This is a genomic window from Bacillus inaquosorum (assembly GCF_023238325.1).
In the GTDB taxonomy this organism is placed as follows: domain Bacteria; phylum Bacillota; class Bacilli; order Bacillales; family Bacillaceae; genus Bacillus; species Bacillus inaquosorum.
Genome location: NZ_CP096592.1, coordinates 1,364,735 through 1,380,108, shown reverse-complemented (window position 1 = coordinate 1,380,108; position 15,374 = coordinate 1,364,735). Strand labels below are relative to the sequence as shown.

Annotated in this window: 19 protein-coding genes, 1 tRNA gene, 1 pseudogene and 1 riboswitch; of the genes and pseudogenes, 11 read left to right on the top strand and 10 right to left on the bottom strand. The window is 42.5% G+C overall.

Annotation, left to right across the window (positions count from 1 at the left end):
• Positions 1 to 249 precede the first annotated feature (249 nt).
• On the top strand, positions 250 to 519 hold the full coding sequence (locus M1M80_RS06700) for a hypothetical protein (protein ID WP_060398400.1): 270 nt from the start codon (positions 250 to 252) through the stop codon (positions 517 to 519).
• Positions 520 to 663: 144 nt separating this feature from the next.
• On the opposite strand, the gene M1M80_RS06695 is transcribed toward M1M80_RS06700, so the two are convergent.
• Complete coding sequence (locus M1M80_RS06695; protein ID WP_060398399.1) at positions 664 to 1,419, bottom strand: SDR family oxidoreductase; 756 nt, start codon at positions 1,417 to 1,419, stop codon at positions 664 to 666.
• 225 nt (positions 1,420 to 1,644) lie between these two features.
• On the opposite strand from M1M80_RS06695, the pseudogene M1M80_RS06690 reads away from it, so the two are divergent.
• A pseudogene (locus tag M1M80_RS06690) lies at positions 1,645 to 1,977 on the top strand (tRNA-Val4).
• A gap of 555 nt (positions 1,978 to 2,532) precedes the next feature.
• On the opposite strand, the gene M1M80_RS06680 reads toward M1M80_RS06690, so the two are convergent.
• Together M1M80_RS06680 and M1M80_RS06675 are read right to left on the bottom strand one after the other, a co-directional pair.
• Positions 2,533 to 2,853, bottom strand: a complete 321-nt coding sequence (locus M1M80_RS06680; RefSeq protein ID WP_080428991.1) for a putative quinol monooxygenase — start codon at positions 2,851 to 2,853, stop codon at positions 2,533 to 2,535.
• 291 nt (positions 2,854 to 3,144) lie between these two features.
• Positions 3,145 to 3,217, bottom strand: a tRNA-Val gene (locus tag M1M80_RS06675).
• A gap of 173 nt (positions 3,218 to 3,390) precedes the next feature.
• Here M1M80_RS06675 and M1M80_RS06670 point away from each other — a divergent pair.
• Complete coding sequence (locus M1M80_RS06670; protein ID WP_060398397.1) at positions 3,391 to 4,581, top strand: DUF819 family protein; 1,191 nt, start codon at positions 3,391 to 3,393, stop codon at positions 4,579 to 4,581.
• A 69-nt stretch (positions 4,582 to 4,650) separates the two neighbouring features.
• Positions 4,651 to 5,193 (top strand): GNAT family N-acetyltransferase, encoded by a 543-nt coding sequence (locus M1M80_RS06665; RefSeq protein ID WP_003239217.1) that lies wholly within the window; start codon positions 4,651 to 4,653, stop codon positions 5,191 to 5,193.
• A gap of 32 nt (positions 5,194 to 5,225) precedes the next feature.
• On the opposite strand, the gene metC is transcribed toward M1M80_RS06665, so the two are convergent.
• Together metC and metI are read right to left on the bottom strand one after the other, a co-directional pair.
• Positions 5,226 to 6,398 carry a cystathionine beta-lyase gene (gene metC, locus M1M80_RS06660; RefSeq protein ID WP_060398396.1) on the bottom strand — a complete coding sequence of 391 codons (1,173 nt, stop codon included), beginning with the start codon at positions 6,396 to 6,398 and terminating at the stop codon, positions 5,226 to 5,228.
• Positions 6,391 to 7,512 carry a cystathionine gamma-synthase/O-acetylhomoserine thiolyase gene (gene metI / locus M1M80_RS06655; protein WP_060400015.1) on the bottom strand — a complete coding sequence of 374 codons (1,122 nt, stop codon included), beginning with the start codon at positions 7,510 to 7,512 and terminating at the stop codon, positions 6,391 to 6,393. Before metI ends, metC begins: the two co-directional genes overlap by 8 nt.
• Before the next feature lie 68 nt (positions 7,513 to 7,580).
• Positions 7,581 to 7,701, bottom strand: a riboswitch (SAM riboswitch).
• Between the two features lie 167 nt (positions 7,702 to 7,868).
• Between metI and M1M80_RS06650 the strand changes: the two genes are divergently transcribed.
• The 3 genes from M1M80_RS06650 to M1M80_RS06640 are packed head-to-tail and all read left to right on the top strand — an operon-like array spanning position 7,869 to position 9,571.
• Complete coding sequence (locus tag M1M80_RS06650; RefSeq protein WP_060398395.1) at positions 7,869 to 8,591, top strand: esterase family protein; 723 nt, start codon at positions 7,869 to 7,871, stop codon at positions 8,589 to 8,591.
• A gap of 36 nt (positions 8,592 to 8,627) precedes the next feature.
• Entirely contained in the window at positions 8,628 to 9,143 is a 516-nt protein-coding gene (locus M1M80_RS06645) for a YjcG family protein (protein WP_003239227.1), read from the top strand.
• Between the two features lie 5 nt (positions 9,144 to 9,148).
• Positions 9,149 to 9,571: a GNAT family N-acetyltransferase gene (locus M1M80_RS06640; protein ID WP_003239229.1), complete on the top strand. Its 423-nt coding sequence runs from the start codon at positions 9,149 to 9,151 to the stop codon at positions 9,569 to 9,571.
• A gap of 73 nt (positions 9,572 to 9,644) precedes the next feature.
• Here the strand turns inward: M1M80_RS06640 and M1M80_RS06635 are convergent, their stop codons facing one another.
• On the bottom strand, positions 9,645 to 9,899 hold the full coding sequence (locus M1M80_RS06635) for a hypothetical protein (protein WP_060398394.1): 255 nt from the start codon (positions 9,897 to 9,899) through the stop codon (positions 9,645 to 9,647).
• A 118-nt stretch (positions 9,900 to 10,017) separates the two neighbouring features.
• Here M1M80_RS06635 and M1M80_RS06630 point away from each other — a divergent pair, with 118 nt between their 5' ends.
• Entirely contained in the window at positions 10,018 to 12,294 is a 2,277-nt protein-coding gene (locus M1M80_RS06630) for an ATP-dependent helicase (protein WP_003239232.1), read from the top strand.
• A gap of 78 nt (positions 12,295 to 12,372) precedes the next feature.
• Here M1M80_RS06630 and spoVIF read toward each other — a convergent pair whose 3' ends face one another.
• From spoVIF to yjcA, 4 genes are all read right to left on the bottom strand, one after another.
• A complete protein-coding gene (gene spoVIF, locus M1M80_RS06625; protein WP_003239233.1) occupies positions 12,373 to 12,627 on the bottom strand; it encodes a sporulation-specific transcription regulator SpoVIF in 255 nt (84 codons plus the stop codon).
• Positions 12,628 to 12,759: 132 nt separating this feature from the next.
• Positions 12,760 to 12,915 (bottom strand): sporulation protein YjcZ, encoded by a 156-nt coding sequence (gene yjcZ / locus M1M80_RS06620; protein ID WP_003239234.1) that lies wholly within the window; start codon positions 12,913 to 12,915, stop codon positions 12,760 to 12,762.
• 81 nt (positions 12,916 to 12,996) lie between these two features.
• A complete protein-coding gene (locus tag M1M80_RS06615) occupies positions 12,997 to 13,203 on the bottom strand; it encodes a hypothetical protein (RefSeq protein ID WP_060398393.1) in 207 nt (68 codons plus the stop codon).
• Positions 13,204 to 13,486: 283 nt separating this feature from the next.
• Positions 13,487 to 13,843: a sporulation protein YjcA gene (gene yjcA / locus M1M80_RS06610; RefSeq protein ID WP_003239239.1), complete on the bottom strand. Its 357-nt coding sequence runs from the start codon at positions 13,841 to 13,843 to the stop codon at positions 13,487 to 13,489.
• 159 nt (positions 13,844 to 14,002) lie between these two features.
• Here yjcA and cotV point away from each other — a divergent pair, with 159 nt between their 5' ends.
• The 3 genes from cotV to cotX all read left to right on the top strand — a co-directional run bounded on the left by cotV (position 14,003) and on the right by cotX (position 15,362).
• Positions 14,003 to 14,389, top strand: a complete 387-nt coding sequence (cotV, locus tag M1M80_RS06605; RefSeq protein WP_003239240.1) for a spore coat protein CotV — start codon at positions 14,003 to 14,005, stop codon at positions 14,387 to 14,389.
• Between the two features lie 40 nt (positions 14,390 to 14,429).
• Positions 14,430 to 14,753 (top strand): spore coat protein CotW, encoded by a 324-nt coding sequence (gene cotW / locus M1M80_RS06600; protein WP_003239241.1) that lies wholly within the window; start codon positions 14,430 to 14,432, stop codon positions 14,751 to 14,753.
• Positions 14,754 to 14,846: 93 nt separating this feature from the next.
• Positions 14,847 to 15,362: a spore coat protein CotX gene (gene cotX / locus M1M80_RS06595; RefSeq protein ID WP_003239242.1), complete on the top strand. Its 516-nt coding sequence runs from the start codon at positions 14,847 to 14,849 to the stop codon at positions 15,360 to 15,362.
• Positions 15,363 to 15,374: the final 12 nt, after the last annotated feature.

The following is a 15,374-nucleotide window of genomic DNA, read 5'->3' as shown; positions in this document are numbered from 1 at the left end:
ATGAAAAAATTAAAGAGAGGTATCAAAAGAAGCATAAAAAAATATGCTGCTTTTGATATTGATATTACCGGCCATGTTTTAATTCAATTGTGTTATGCCTTGGCAACCGTGTATCCAATTCACATCAGAAACAAAACCCTGAGAGCCGTCCCCTAATCGTTCACAAATAATTAACAATTATTTACAAGGATATTTTTAACAAAAGGCGAATCCTTTTAATGTAACAAAAAAACTAAAGGAGTGTTTTAAATGAAATTGAAAAAAGTTTTAACTGGTACTGCATTGTCCCTTGCTTTACTTGTTTCCGCAGCTCCCGCTTTTGCTGCAAGCCCTGCTGTAGATGGTCCGAGCCAGAAAACTGTAACTCCTCAGGCTGAGCTCAAAACGATCTATCTCACAGCCAATACACGTGGTGAACTTCCTAATGTAACAGTATTTACTGGTGTTAAATACTATTTAAAAGATGCCTGGCAAAATAGTGATGGTACATGGACAGGTAAATATCAAGGATGGTATTAAAAATATGAGAGATAAGAGATTTTTTCTCTTATCTCTTTTTTGAGACCAACTCGCTCCCTATGAAATCTGATCTTTTCTGAATAAAATAATGATTTTTGGCGGGTTTTGGCAACATATTGTAATTTGATATTTTGTTTCATTAGCTTATCCCCTAATAAATCCACCCTCTGAATGAATAATTTGTCCAGTTATCCATTCAGCCTCATCACTTGCAAGAAAAACAATCATTCGTGCCGCATCATCTGGTGTGCCAATACGCCCCATTGGAAATTTAGGTGAAAGAAAATTTCTTATTTCATCTGTCATCCATGTAGAATCTGTTGGACCTGGGTTTACAGCGTTAACAGTAATCCCCAACGGTGCAAGTTCTTGTGATAATGACCTAGTAAAGGCAGAAATTGCTCCTTTAGTAGCTGCATACGCTAACTCCCCAGGCAAAGGACCTAAATCCTGCCCTGATGTCATATTGATGATTCTTCCTGATTTTAAATTAGATTTCTTAAAACGACGGGCAAATTCAACACAAAGAAGAAAATTTGACCTCATATTAACCGCATAATGATCATCAAGTGATTTAGCATCTAACGATACATAATTATCACTTGCGGAATGAGCGGCATTATTAATAAGGATGGAAGGATATCCTAATTTATCTGAAATTTTTTCAAGTATTGTGAATGCAGCATGTGCATCTGATAAATCAATTTTCATTGCCTCACAACGGACACCCATATGTAAAATTTCTTGTTGAAATTCCTCTATCCAGGCCGCATCAGAATTCCAGTGAGTAAAGAAGATATGTATACCCTGTGAGGCTAACTTACGACATATAGCCGTACCAATATCCCCTTGACTGCTTGCTCCTGTGATTAGTGAAATTTTTTCTTGAGAATGACTCATTATTTTACCTCCAATTTATAGGGACATTATTATAATAGAGATGTAAATTTATAAAAAATGAAAGGAAATCGTGTCTGTCTAGTCAATGGTTATTTTACAACTCCACAACCGCATCCTTGAAATGATTATCATTCGATAAAAAATCGGTTTCAATAAATACAGGGGTATAACTTCATCGGGTATAAAAATAGATATGTACTTAAATTAAGAAGGTGATTTCAACCCATGAAAAATTCATACAAATTCGAAGAAAGTCTATTTGGTGATTTAAGCATAGTTTTATCAGAAGAAATCCACTTTTCTCCGATTTCATTGAAATATTGCAACAGAAGAACAAGCTAATGAGTATATAGAATATATTGAGAAAGTTTTAAAAGGAACACATCAAGATTTTGAAATTGAGTTAAATGGTATAAGTGTGTTCATAAAAAAAATTTTACAAAGGTTCAAAACCCTTTTTTGAATGAGGAACCTTATGAAAACTCAATAGAAACCGATCCATTAAGAGAGTTGCTATTAATATGGCGATATAAAATTCCAGAAATATTTATAGGTTGAATATAATTTTAAACCTTTCCCGGTAGTGAATGTTTTGATAGTAGTTATAGTTGCTGAACCAGCATTTCAATTTCCAGGAGGTATTTTTCATCAAGATATAGAAACTTCAGAATCAGCACTGGACGAATACTTAAAGATATCCCAAAAGAAGAGCAAAAATCTGATTTAGTAGCATTAAAAGAATTTATTAACAGCGAATATGCAGATGAAGAAAAGAATGATTTTATCGATGAAGCTGCTGAAGGAGTAGACATTCTTAGTTACGGAGTATCTCCATTATTATGGCTGGAACAAGTTATCCAAATATAGAAAAGAATATTGAAACTTTATAATCCATTAAAAATAGAAATGTAAGAAACCCTTGCTACGCAAGGGTTTAAGCTATGATTCCGATTGGGCTCAAACCAGCGACCTCTCTGTCAAGGTAGTTGTGCCTTTTGAATCTGATGACTTCTGAATGAAAGTAATGATTGTTGGCAGAGTTGGACAACAATTTACCACTTAATCACAAATGGCAGATTCTTAGTCATTGAATGTCTCTTTTTAAAGAGCCTTTCAATCATTCACATTGCTTTTCATTAACCATTCTACTTCCGTTAATTCTTGTTTTTGAACGTCTATTGTGTGTTTTTTCGTGAAATGGGTTTTAACAGCTTCTTCATTTTCCCAAATCTCCCAAAGCATTATTTTGCGTTCCGATGGTTCAAGCGGATAAGCATGGAATTTAATACACCCTTCTTCTTTATTCGTTTCTTCCTCAAGTTTTTTAAATTCCTTCATTATTTCATTAAGGTCTTTATCACTGATGATTTTTAAGCATGCAGTTATGTAATGCATCGAAATTCCCCCTCTTTCCATCATTTCATGGCTTTTCATTATAACATTTTCTCAAAAAATAAAAACAACTACGAAAATTAAGACAGCAATTGATTTCATCGATGGAGTTAATGATGGACTTAACGATACGGTTTGGAGGGACAAAATCCCACAAAGGAATAAGAGTGATTGAAACTTTTAATTACTTTAGGTCCCTTGAATTTTCAAGTGACCTTTTTACTTCGCCCAAAAAATCAAGTTCGCCAACAGTTTGCCAACAACTTGCCAATTTGATAAACCGACTTTATTAAAACAAAGTAAAAAACCCTTGCTGCGCAAGGGTTTAAGCTATGATTCCGACTGGGCTCGAACCAGCGACCTCTACCCTGTCAAGGTAGCGCTCTCCCAGCTGAGCTACGGAATCATGATATGTATGTGTTGCTGGGTATGTTGTTGTCTTTCTGACAAGTTCTATTATATAACCTTCCCTCCTATTCGTCAACTGCTTTTTTAGAAAAACTTTTTTTCGGACTTGCTGTTCTGTTCCTCGGCCATTATAATATGTCTTAATTTTCTAATAATAGGGGTGATGGGGTTTTGCATTCTTTGATTTCTTCTGATGATGTTTGGGTATTATGGGGGTTTATTGCGGTGTGGACGGCAGTGAGCATCGGGCTGGAGCAGCGCTTTAAGTGGGCGTCCGCTGTGTCTGGCGCTATTATCGCGCTGGCAGGTGCAATGGTGTTTACAAATATAGGAGTGCTTCCTGTTGAATCGCCTGTATACGATACCGTATGGTCTTATGTGGTGCCGCTGGCGATACCCCTTTTGCTGTTTCAGATCAATGTGCGGCAGATTTTTAAGGAAAGCAGGCGTTTGCTGTTTATTTTTCTGATTAGCTCCGCTGGAACTGTGCTTGGCAGCACCCTTGCTTTTTTTCTTCTCAAACAGCATATTCCTTATTTAGATAAAATCGGCGGGATGATCAGCGCCTCTTATATCGGCGGCGGGATAAATTTTGCGGCGATGGCGGCAAAATTTGAGACACCGGGGGAATATGTGTCGGCTACCGTTGTGGCTGATAATTTTATGATGGCGCTTTTGTTTTTTATATTAATCAGCATTCCTGCACTTAAATGGTTTCAGCGGCACTATGCCATGCCGTTTGAAGAGAAAGTGAAAGCCGATGGAAACAGCAGAAACAGTGCAGAAAGCTATTGGAAACGGAAGGACATTTCCTTAAAGGATATCGCTTTTAATGCTGGCGCTGCTTTTGCGCTTGTTGCAGTTAGTGTGAAGATTTCCGGCTATTTTAAAAACATTTTTTCTCATCCTCTTTTGATCGGAACGCTTGGCGATCAGTACCTGATGCTTACGTCTTTAACGGTTCTTATCATTTTTCTTTTCCCGCGTTTTTTTGAAAGGCTCAATGGATCTCAGGAGCTTGGAACCTTTTTGATTTATTTATTTTTTGTGGTGATCGGCATTCCCGCAGATCTGCGCTTAATCGTCACCAATGCGCCTCTTATTCTCTTATTTGTCTTTATCATTGCGATCAGCAATTTAGCGGTTTCCTTAGCCGTCGGAAAATTGTTCCGCGTGCGGCTTGAAGAAATTCTGCTCGCCGTTAACGCTACTGTCGGAGGGCCCACGACCGCGGCTGCGATGGCAATTGCCAAGGGATGGCGGGAGCTTGTCGCCCCGATCATGCTTGTCGGTACGCTTGGCTACTTAATTGGTAACTATGTCGGCACCTTTATGGGAAATTGGTTTTCTTCCTTTTTATAAAAAGGATATTTGCAGTTTCCTGAGAATAATGTAAGAGGAATGCCGACATGAGAACGGAGAGATCAATGTATGTTAAAAGGAAATACCATTTATGTAAGACCTTTAGAAGTAAAGGATGCGGAAGAAAATCTGCGGCTGCAAAGCGAAAACCAAGATTTTTTCGAACAGTTTTCCATGATTCGCGCAGACGATTATTATACGATTGAGGGGCAAAGAAAACGAATAACCGAGTACCAGCAAAGACTGGAGAAAGATGAAGAATATTATTTTGGCATTTTTACAGTCTCGGACGATACATTAATCGGGACGGTTTCGCTCTTTCAAATCATCCGCGGGGCGCTGCAAACTGCGTTCATCGGGTATTTTTTAGACAAATCCCACAATGGAAAGGGACTCATGACAGAGGCGGTCAGATTGATTGTTGATTATGCGTTCCACGAATTGAAACTGCATCGCATTGAAGCCGGTGTGATGCCCCGTAACCTCGGGTCCATGCGCGTATTGGAAAAAGCTGGATTTCATAAAGAGGGCATTGCCCGAAAAAATGTAAAAATCAATGGCGTTTGGGAGGATCATCAAGTTCTCGCGATTCTGAATCCTGATGATGAATAACAAAAGAAGCCGGGCTATCGCCGGCTTCTTTTTTAACGGACCGCCACTGGCGCAATTTCTTTCAGCGCTTGTTTGAAATCACGTTCTAAATCATCTGCATGTTCGACACCCACACTAAGACGGAGAAGGCCGTCTGTGATTCCTCGTTTTTCACGTTCTTGCTTAGGCATTGCGGCGTGAGACATCGTAGCCGGATAGGACAAAATCGATTCCACTGCACCAAGGCTGACAGCGAAGACCGGAAGTGATACATTCTCTACTAATTTCTTAACGGCCTCTTTGCTTTCAAGCTCAAAAGATAGCACGGCGCCCGCTCCCGTTGACTGGCTCTTATGGGTTTCAGCACCCGGATGATCAGACAGTCCCGGATAATACACGCGTTTCACCGCCGGATGCTTCTGGAAAAATTCCGCAAGCCGCTGCGCTGTTTGGCTCGCTTTTTCTAAACGGACCTGCAATGTTTTTAATCCGCGCAGCACGAGCCAGCAATCTTGCACGCCAAGGACGGCGCCGAACGAGTTTTGCAGCTTATACAGCTGCTTCCCAAGCTCTTCATCCTTGACAGCAGCCAGGCCTGACAGCACATCGCTGTGTCCGCTCAGAAATTTTGTTGCACTGTGAAGCACAATATCCACGCCGAGATCAAGCGGACGCTGCAGTGCCGGTGTCATGAATGTATTGTCCAGAAAGGTCAGACAGCCGTTTTCTTTTGCAAGCTGAACAACCGCTTTAATATCAGTGATCCCAAGTGTCGGATTTGACGGTGTCTCCATATAAATAACTTTTGTGTTCGGCTTGATATTCCGTGCTACTTCGTTTGTATCCGTCATGTCGACAAATGTATGCTCAATGCCAAACCGGGTCAGCACCTCTGTCACCATGCGGAAGGTTCCGCCGTATACATCTTCTGTCACAAGAACGTGATCGCCCTGTGACAGAAGTAAAAATGCTGTTGAGATGGCAGCCATGCCTGAACTGAAAGCAAATCCTCTCGTTCCCCCTTCCAGTGCGGCAATTGTTTCTTCAAGAGCCGTTCTGGTCGGCGTGCCTGAGCGGCTGTAATCATATGCGCCAAACTCTTCAAATGAAGATTGGTGAAAGGTCGATGCGTGCTGAATCGGTACACTGACCGCCCCTGTTGCGCCGTCTGTTTTAAATGGATTGTGCACGAGCTGGGTTTCCAGCGTCCAATTGTGATTACTCAAATGAAACAGCTCCCTCTTTGACCTGACATAACGCCTGTTTTAGGTCCTCTTTTAAATCTTCCGCATGTTCAATTCCGACCGAAAAACGCAGCAAACGATTGCAGACCCCGTTTGCGATGCGGATCTCTTCAGGAATATCCATGTGCGTCTGTGTGGCAGGGTATGTAATAAAGCTCTCCACCCCGCCGAGGCTTTCTGCAAAACAAATGGTCTTCAGCGCTTTTAAAAATGGGTTGACCCACTCTTCTTTTTGAAGACGGAAGGACAGCATGCCGCCTTTTCCGGGATACAGTACATCGGCAATTTCATCCTGCTCTTCTAAAAAGGCCGCAAGCTCCTGCGCGTTTGCCTGATGCTGGCGCATTCTGAGGCTCAGCGTCTTCATTCCTCTCATCAGAAGCCACGAATCGAACGGAGGCAGGACGGCGCCGATCGCATTTTGGTGTTGAAACATTTCCTCACCAAGCTGCTCATCCTTTACAACGACAAGTCCCGCAAGCAAGTCGTTATGCCCGCCTAAATACTTGGTTGCGCTGTGAATCACAATGTCAGCTCCCAGCTCAAGCGGACGCTGCAAGACCGGTGTATAAAATGTATTATCAACGATCAGCAGAAGACCGTGCTCTTTTGTAATCCGGGCGATCCTTTCAATGTCCGCCTCCTGCATGAGCGGATTTGTCGGTGTTTCCACAAACACTGCTTTTGTATTTGACGTAATCTTAGAGCGTAAACAGTCCTCATCGCTGAAATCATCATAATGAAAGGTCAATCCGTATTTTTTCCATTCATTTTCAAACAGACGGTACGTGCCGCCATATAGGTCCGATGAAACAATCAGTTCATCTCCGCTTTTAAACAGCGCCATAATCGTTTGGATGGCTGCCATTCCCGAACTGAAGGCAAGCCCTCTCGCTCCGTTTTCTAAGCTGGCGATCGCGTCCTCAACAAGCTGGCGTGTCGGATTTTTCGTGCGGACATAATCAAATCCGGTTGATTCTCCGATCCCTCTGTGGCGGTATGCTGTTGATAAATAAATAGGAGGACTCACTGTTCCCGTTACTTCGTCGCTTCGGTTCCCGATTTGGGCTAATTTCGTTTCAACGTGCTGTGACATATAGCTGACACCTTCCCTTTTCATAATAAAAAACCCCTTCTTCATAAGAAGAAGGGGTTTAACGCTTCTTCTTATCTTCCAAGCATAAAAAACGCTTGCTGGATTTAGCACCTTGGCGTTTTGCATATGCAAAACAAGCCGGTTGCTGAGGTTTCTAAGGGCCAGTCCCTCCACCTCTCACGATAAGAAATATCGATTTCAATTTTCTGATTGTTTTATATTAGCGCAATTTGCAGTTTATTTCAACACTTTTTTCTTCGAGTTCCGAACGGTTTAAAGAGAGAAATTTCTAATAATTCATGGTACAATAATGGAAAACAGCAAGAAAGTCTAGTGATGTCCTGGAGGAATGTATTATGGCACCGAAAAACGGCACAGTGCAAGAAAAGAAATTCTTTTCAAAAGAGCTTAACGAAGAAATGACATTGCTCGTTTATCTGCCGTCCAACTACTCCCCTCTTTATAAATACCATGTCATTATCGCGCAGGACGGCCACGATTATTTCAGGCTGGGGAGAATCGGCAGACAGGTCGAGGAATTGCTGTCCAAACGGGAAATAGACCGGAGCATTATTATCGGTGTTCCTTATAAGGATGTAAAAGAGCGCAGAAAAACCTATCATCCGGAAGGTTCAAAATTTCCGGGGTATAAACGGTTTATCGCCCATGAGCTCGTTCCGTTTGCGGATGACGAGTATCCAACCTATCAGGTCGGCTACGGACGCACGCTGATAGGCGATTCGCTCGGGGCTACCATATCTCTTATGACAGCGCTTGATTATCCGAATATGTTCGGAAACATCATCATGCAGTCTCCTTATGTTGACAAACATGTATTGGAAGCTGTAAAACAGTCAGACGATATCAAACACCTTTCTATTTATCACCAAATCGGCACAAAAGAAACTGACGTCCACACAACAGACGGAAACATTCTGGACTTTACAGGACCGAATCAGGAGCTGAAACAGCTGCTGGAGAAGAAGCTTTCCGATTATTATTTTGAGCCATTTGACGGAGATCACAAATGGACATACTGGCAGCCGCTCATCACGCCGGCGCTGAAAAAAATGCTTTGATACTCTATCATACTTTATTTCCAGGAGGGACATAATATGAAATACGGAATCGTTTTATTTCCATCAAAAAAACTCCAAGACCTTGCGAACTCTTACAGAAAGCGCTATGACCCGAGCTATTCCCTGATCCCGCCCCATTTGACATTGAGAGCATCGTTTGAATGTGCGGAGGAGAAAGCGGATCAGCTTGTATCACATCTAAGAAACATCGCGAAGGAGTCCCATCCGGTCGTTCTCAAAATGACAAAATACAGCTCATTTGCGCCTGTTAATAATGTCATTTACATCAAAGCAGAGCCGACGGAAGAATTAAAAACACTCAATGAAAAGTTATACACCGGCGTGTTGGCTGGTGAACAGGAATACAATTTCGTTCCGCATGTGACGGTCGGGCAAAATCTTTCCGACGATGAGCATTCGGATGTGCTGGGACAATTAAAAATGCAGGAAGTGTCACATGAAGAAATCGTTGATCGCTTCCACTTGCTTTATCAGCTGGAAAACGGATCATGGACAGTGTATGAAACCTTCTTGCTAGGCGGAGGAGAATAATCGACTTGGAAGCAGTTATTGCAAAAAATGAAGAACAAATGAAAGATGCATTTTATGTAAGAGAAGAAGTCTTTGTCAAAGAACAAAACGTGCCTGCTGAAGAAGAAATTGACGAACTAGAAAATGAGTCGGAGCATATCGTCGTGTATGACGGTGAAAAGCCTGTCGGCGCCGGAAGATGGCGTATGAAGGACGGCTACGGCAAGTTAGAGCGGATTTGTGTATTAAAAAGCCACCGTTCAGCCGGTGTCGGCGGCATCATTATGAAAGCGCTAGAAAAAGCGGCCGCAGACGGCGGCGCTTCCGGTTTCATTTTAAACGCACAAACACAGGCTGTGCCGTTTTACAAGAAACATGGGTATCGTGTGCTTTCTGAAAAAGAATTCCTTGATGCCGGCATTCCCCACTTACAAATGATTAAGGACTAAACAGCATCCGGGTCTATTGAGATCCGGATTTTTTCCGCATATAAAAAACCGTTCTCTGGATGTGAACGGTTTTTTATACATATCGGTTAATGTACGTGCCCATTCCTTTTTCTCGAAATCTCTTATAAAGAGAGCGCTTACGTTTTGTCTCGTTTACCTTTCTTTCAGCAACTGTTTGATTCTCCTGCTGCTTTTCCAGTTCTTTGTATACCCGCTGAAACGGGACATAGCTGATTTTTTCGGTTCCGGCATAATCCTGCTTATGTCCAATCGATCTATTTGCATATTGAGCGTATTGCTGGTTCTGAATTTGACCTGCATATATCATGCGATACCCACCCTTCTGCTGTCTCTATTCCCTTAAACTTACTTTTTGAAACACGTTTCTTTTGATATGATATTCTTTGTCTGTAATGAACACCTTTTTTGATTGGGAGGACCCCTTTTTGAAATGCGCCCGACTGAATGATCGAACCATACATTTACATACATATTCTAGAGAACATTATCAATTCCTTTTTGAAGAAGGAATAAAAGGACATTTATTTTGTTCTCATTGCGGAAAGCCCGTTTTGTTAAGGCTTAACATCACCGATCCGCCGGAGTTTATTCACCGCCAGCCAGGCCATTTTCCGGCATGTGAGGAGGCCTGCGAAACGAAACCCGCTAAAGAGGAGAAAAAAGAAGACTATCAGGAATCCGGTGTCTTTCGTTTGCCCAAGGGAAAAGCGATCGTTGCTGACTCGTCTCCGGCTGTCACGGAATGGAAGCGGCCGAGAAGCATTAAACCCGGAACACCATTTATACAAAAAACAATAGAACCTGATACAAGCCTTTTTCCGTCTGTCGGCTTGAACACAGATCAGCTGAAAGCTGTCACGGAAACCGAAGGCCCGCTGCTTGTGCTTGCAGGTGCGGGAAGCGGAAAAACACGCGTGCTGACAGCGCGCGCCGCCCACATGATCGAACACTTAGGCATACCGCCGGAACACATGCTGCTTGTCACCTTCACGACAAAAGCTGTCTCCGAAATGAAAGATCGTATGGCGAAGCAGTACGGATTACAGCCTGCAAAAGTCAGAAGACTTGTCACCGGAACATTCCACAGCTTGTTTTATAAGATTTTGTATCACTATGATTCTGCTAAATGGAACGGCGACCATCTGCTGAAAATGGAGTGGCAGCGGGAACAATATGTCAAAAAAGCACTCTATGAAGAAGGCATAGATGAGAAAGAGTTCCCCGTTGATCAGGCCCTGCAGCAGATCGGTTTCTGGAAAAACACTTATGTTCCGAATGAACGCATTCCTTTACAGGATGAGTGGGAAAAACAAGTCTACCGATTATATGAACATTATGAGCGCCAGAAAAAAGAACACAATCAATTTGATTTTGATGATATGGCTTCCGCCTGCTATGAATTGTTTATCGATCGGCCGGACCTTCTGGAACAATATCAATCTCGGTTTACGTATATCTTAATTGACGAGTTTCAGGACATTAACCCGGTGCAATATAAAATCATGCAAATGCTGGCCAGCCCGGAGCAAAACCTGTGCTGTGTCGGGGACGATGACCAGTCCATCTACGCGTTTCGCGGAAGCAATCCGTCTTTTATTCTTGATTTTCAAAAGGATTATCCCGGAGCGAAGACGATCTATTTAACCGCGAACTACAGATCCACGCACCCGATCGTCTCAAGTGCTGATATCGTCGTGAAAAAGAATAAAAACAGGTATGCCAAAACGCTTGAAGCGGCCCGTGATGACATCCAGGCTCCTGTGCTGTTTTATCCTTATGACGAAGAGGAAGAAGCCACAATGGTCGTTTCCGATATCAAAGAAAAAATTCAAAACGGGGCAAACCCTGAAGACTTTGCAGTTCTCTACCGCACAAACAGCGGAGGCCGCGCCATTTACGAAAGGCTTCATCATTCGTCAATTCCTTATACAGCTGACCGCGGCGTCCAATCGTTTTACAGCAGACGGATTGTCCGCCAGATTCTCGCTTACTTGTACGCCAGCCAAAACGAGGATGATACTGAGGCGATTAAGCACTTGCTGCCCGCCTTATTCTTAAAACAGTCCGCATTGAACACGCTGAAGGCACTCTCGATTACCGAGGACTGCTCCATGATTAAAGCGCTAGCCAAACTTCCTGATCTGAAGCCTTTCCAGCTGAATAAAATCAAGAAGATCGTGCCGTTTTTCGCAAGCCTCCGCACGATGAAGCCGGTGGAAGCGATCACCTTTGCAGAAGGAAAAATGGGCTTCTCCGAGTATTTAAAAAAACGGGGCAATGAGGGCAACAAGCTGGAAAAAGGCTCCGATGACCTGCGCGACATCAAGGTCGTCGCCAAGAAGTTCAAAACGATACCTGACTTTCTCGCCCACGTGGACCATATGAGGGCCGCTGAGAAAAACAAAATGGATGAAAATGGCATTCAGCTGATGACCATTCACCGGTCAAAAGGCCTTGAGTTCAAAACCGTCTACGTGTTAGGCACGGTAGACGGCTCGATTCCACACGATTTCTCATTAGAAACAGCGAGAAAAGGTGATGAAGCTCCTTTGGAGGAAGAAAGACGCCTGTTATATGTAGCCATGACACGGGCCAAACAGCATTTATATTTGTCTTGTCCCGCAAACAGGCGCGGCAAAACGGCCCACCGTTCAAGATTTTTGTATCCTCTCTTACAGCAAAGACAGCCCTTGCATAACTAACAGCCCGGCAGTGATCTGCCGGGTCTTTTCTATAAAGTAAAAAAAGGCCTGCTGCATTGAGTCAGCCAGGCCCTCTGCTTATTTATTGTCCATCATTTTCGAAATCGTACCAAAATCAAGCTTTTCTTTTCCGCTTGTAATGGAATGAACAATCTTATCTTCTAATTCTTTCGGCACGCGTCTGTTTGCCAGCTGCGCTACGCGCTTAATGACGCTGCGCACTGTGTTTTCGTCTTTAAAATTGGCGTTTTGAAGGGAGCCGGCAAGATTCATGACATCCTGCATATTGACACCTGTTTTCTTTTCGACGTTCTTAAAAAATTGATTATCCATAATACGCCTCCTTTTGGCGGAGTGATACGGTATTGTATGAACACCCATTGTTCAATGTGCTTTTTCCAAAAATAAAAAATGAACACAAGGCAAGGAAGTACGGGACATCACCCGTACTTCCCTCAATAAACCTTAGAAGTTATAAAAAGATGCACCCACGATGATAAGGAGAATGAACAATACGACTAAAAGAACAAATGTTGAACCATAGCCGCCGCCGTAACCGCCAGCATAACCGCCATAACAGCCGCCGCCGTAGCCTCCTCCGAATCCGTATCCAAAGCCCATAGATAAGCACCTCCTTTACTCTCTATACACTATGTGAGCCGTTTTATTCGGCTTGGATAAACGCATAGGGCGATTGCGGATTTATGATTGTTCGTACTGAGCCTGGCGTTTTTTGAGTAAGGCTTCGGTTTTTTCAGCCAGCTCTTCAATCTCCTCTTCAAACGCCATACCGGCTTTATCAAATGCATCCAAGTCTTTTCTGATACTGCTCAAGATGTCTTCATGCTCTTTTTGCTTTTGTTCGTGAGTTTCATATCTTCCTTCTATCCATTTTTCAAACTTATTCACTGGTATCCATCCCCCCACTCATAATATATGCTGAGCAAGGCGCTCCGTTAAAAAAACAAAAAACCGGAGGTCTCCGGTTTCTTTGCCAGGCTATTGAGGCTTTTTCTTTTTATTTCCGCACCCGCAGCCTTTCTTTTTGATCTTTTTAGTTTGATATGATGAATCTGTATATGGAGTTTTTTGGGAAGGTTTATTGAATTGATTCACTTTGATCCCTTCCTTTCCTTATGTCATATATGCTACTTTATGCTGATGCTAGTGAAAAGTTGCTGGTGGGAATGCCTCATTCTTGCAGCCATTTTGATACGAGCGTTTCTATAATGCCGGCAAGACCGGCGATCGCCAGCAGTAAAATCAGCCACTGTGCTGCCTCTGGAATGAAAGCCTGACACAATATCAAAAAGCCGGCGCACCACACACCTGTGCACCAGTAGCAGCTCAGCAATTCACCAATAAACGCCCTGACACCTGTTCCCTTAATGACGATATACGTTTCAATGTTCCCGTCCGCATCCTTTTCCTCCTTCTCTTCATGAAACAGGCTGCGAAGCGGTGCCATAATCGTGTCAAACACCAGCAGGCGGGCGAGCCGAAAGACCGCAAGCGAAAGAAGAGCAATTGTCATCCCATTAATAACCACTTGTTCACTCCTTTGCCAATCATGATCCCTTCACATATATGCCAAAACCCTATTCTTCATGAATTGTATCTTGTCCGTTGCAAAATTGGTTATTTTTATTATTCCGCTCTGCACCCCATTTGCATTATATAGAGTATGGATAAGAAAGGAGTGAAGGTTATGTCATTTGAAGAAAAAGTTGAATCCCTGCATCCTGCAATATTTGAGCAATTATCAAGCGAATTCGAACAGCAGATCGAAGTGATTGATTGCGAAAATATCACAATAGATACATCACATATAACATCTGCCCTTTCTATACAAGCCTTGGTCACAACATTGATTATCCTGGTGACACAGCTCGTCATCGCCGACGAGGACTTGGCTGACACAGTAGCAAGCGAAATACTCATTCTCGATAACTCCCAAATCAAAAAAAGAACAATCATTAAAATTATCAACAGCCGAAATATCAAGATCACTTTGTCTGCCGACGAAATAATAACCTTTGTACAAATTTTGCTTCAGGTGCTAAACAGCATTCTCAATGAACTTGACGTCCTTTAACCCTTTCTTTTCACAAACTTAAAAGCCGAGGTGAAAACAAATGTCAGATAACGATAAAATCAAAGAAGAGCTTGCAAAGCTTCCGGAAGCTGATCCGATGACGAAAATGCTGGTACAAAATATATTTTCTAAACATGGCGTCACAAAAGACAAAATGAAAAAAGTATCAGACGAAGAAAAAGAAATGCTCTTGAATCTGGTAAAAGACTTGCAAGCTAAATCACAAGCGTTAATAGAAAACCAAAAGAAGAAAAAAGAAGAAACAGCCGCGCAAGAGCAAAAGAACGCAAAACCGCTAAGCCGCAGAGAGCAATTAATCGAACAGCTCAGACAAAGACGGCAAAACAATAACAATTCAAATTAATCATAAAAATAGGGCGCTTCATCAAGATATATGACTCAGTCAAAGTAAGAGGCTCGCTCATTTAATAACAGTAAAAGAAAAGGAGGAATAGATATGGAAAGCAGACCATATTCTTGGGTTGCACTTGATCCTGACTGCGACCATCCGTTAGACGAAAAAGAAAAAGAAAAAAAAGAAGATAGAAAATGTCATTGCGATGTTTGCTGTAATGGCAATGGGTTTTTTGGCAACGACAATGCCTTCATTGACCAAAATCTAGCTCAGGCAAACCTCAATAAACAAGTCTCCGATGAGACGATTATTATTAGAGACTCTTGTGATATCAACGTTTCATCTACAGACGTTCAAGCCGTAACATCAGTTGTAACGGCGGTTAATGCAGCTGTCCTAACAGTAGCTCTCACATCCATTGCAGATGGAGTAATTGCCGAATTAGTCGCACAAGATTTATTGCAGCTGTCAGCTAACAAACAAGTAAACCGTCAAAAACTTCTCATCGAATGCTCCCGCGGCGTAAATATCACAACAGTAGATGCTGATATAGCAACATTGGTTTCCACAGCTACTAACACACTTGTGGCACTCTTAGCAATCACACTCGTCCTCTAAATCTAAAAGCAG

What these genes read in the sequence shown, in the direction of transcription:
- M1M80_RS06700 (WP_060398400.1), top strand. Translation starts at nt 250, where the DNA reads ATGAAATTGAAAAAAGTTTTAACTGGTACTGCATTGTCCCTTGCTTTA.
- M1M80_RS06695 (WP_060398399.1), bottom strand. Translation starts at nt 1,419, where the DNA reads ATGAGTCATTCTCAAGAAAAAATTTCACTAATCACAGGAGCAAGCAGT.
- M1M80_RS06680 (WP_080428991.1), bottom strand. Translation starts at nt 2,853, where the DNA reads ATGAAAAGCCATGAAATGATGGAAAGAGGGGGAATTTCGATGCATTAC.
- M1M80_RS06665 (WP_003239217.1), top strand. Translation starts at nt 4,651, where the DNA reads ATGTTAAAAGGAAATACCATTTATGTAAGACCTTTAGAAGTAAAGGAT.
- metI (WP_060400015.1), bottom strand. Translation starts at nt 7,512, where the DNA reads ATGTCACAGCACGTTGAAACGAAATTAGCCCAAATCGGGAACCGAAGC.
- M1M80_RS06650 (WP_060398395.1), top strand. Translation starts at nt 7,869, where the DNA reads ATGGCACCGAAAAACGGCACAGTGCAAGAAAAGAAATTCTTTTCAAAA.
- M1M80_RS06645 (WP_003239227.1), top strand. Translation starts at nt 8,628, where the DNA reads ATGAAATACGGAATCGTTTTATTTCCATCAAAAAAACTCCAAGACCTT.
- M1M80_RS06635 (WP_060398394.1), bottom strand. Translation starts at nt 9,899, where the DNA reads ATGATATATGCAGGTCAAATTCAGAACCAGCAATACGCTCAATATGCA.
- spoVIF (WP_003239233.1), bottom strand. Translation starts at nt 12,627, where the DNA reads ATGGATAATCAATTTTTTAAGAACGTCGAAAAGAAAACAGGTGTCAAT.
- yjcZ (WP_003239234.1), bottom strand. Translation starts at nt 12,915, where the DNA reads ATGGGCTTTGGATACGGATTCGGAGGAGGCTACGGCGGCGGCTGTTAT.
- cotV (WP_003239240.1), top strand. Translation starts at nt 14,003, where the DNA reads ATGTCATTTGAAGAAAAAGTTGAATCCCTGCATCCTGCAATATTTGAG.
- cotW (WP_003239241.1), top strand. Translation starts at nt 14,430, where the DNA reads ATGTCAGATAACGATAAAATCAAAGAAGAGCTTGCAAAGCTTCCGGAA.
- cotX (WP_003239242.1), top strand. Translation starts at nt 14,847, where the DNA reads ATGGAAAGCAGACCATATTCTTGGGTTGCACTTGATCCTGACTGCGAC.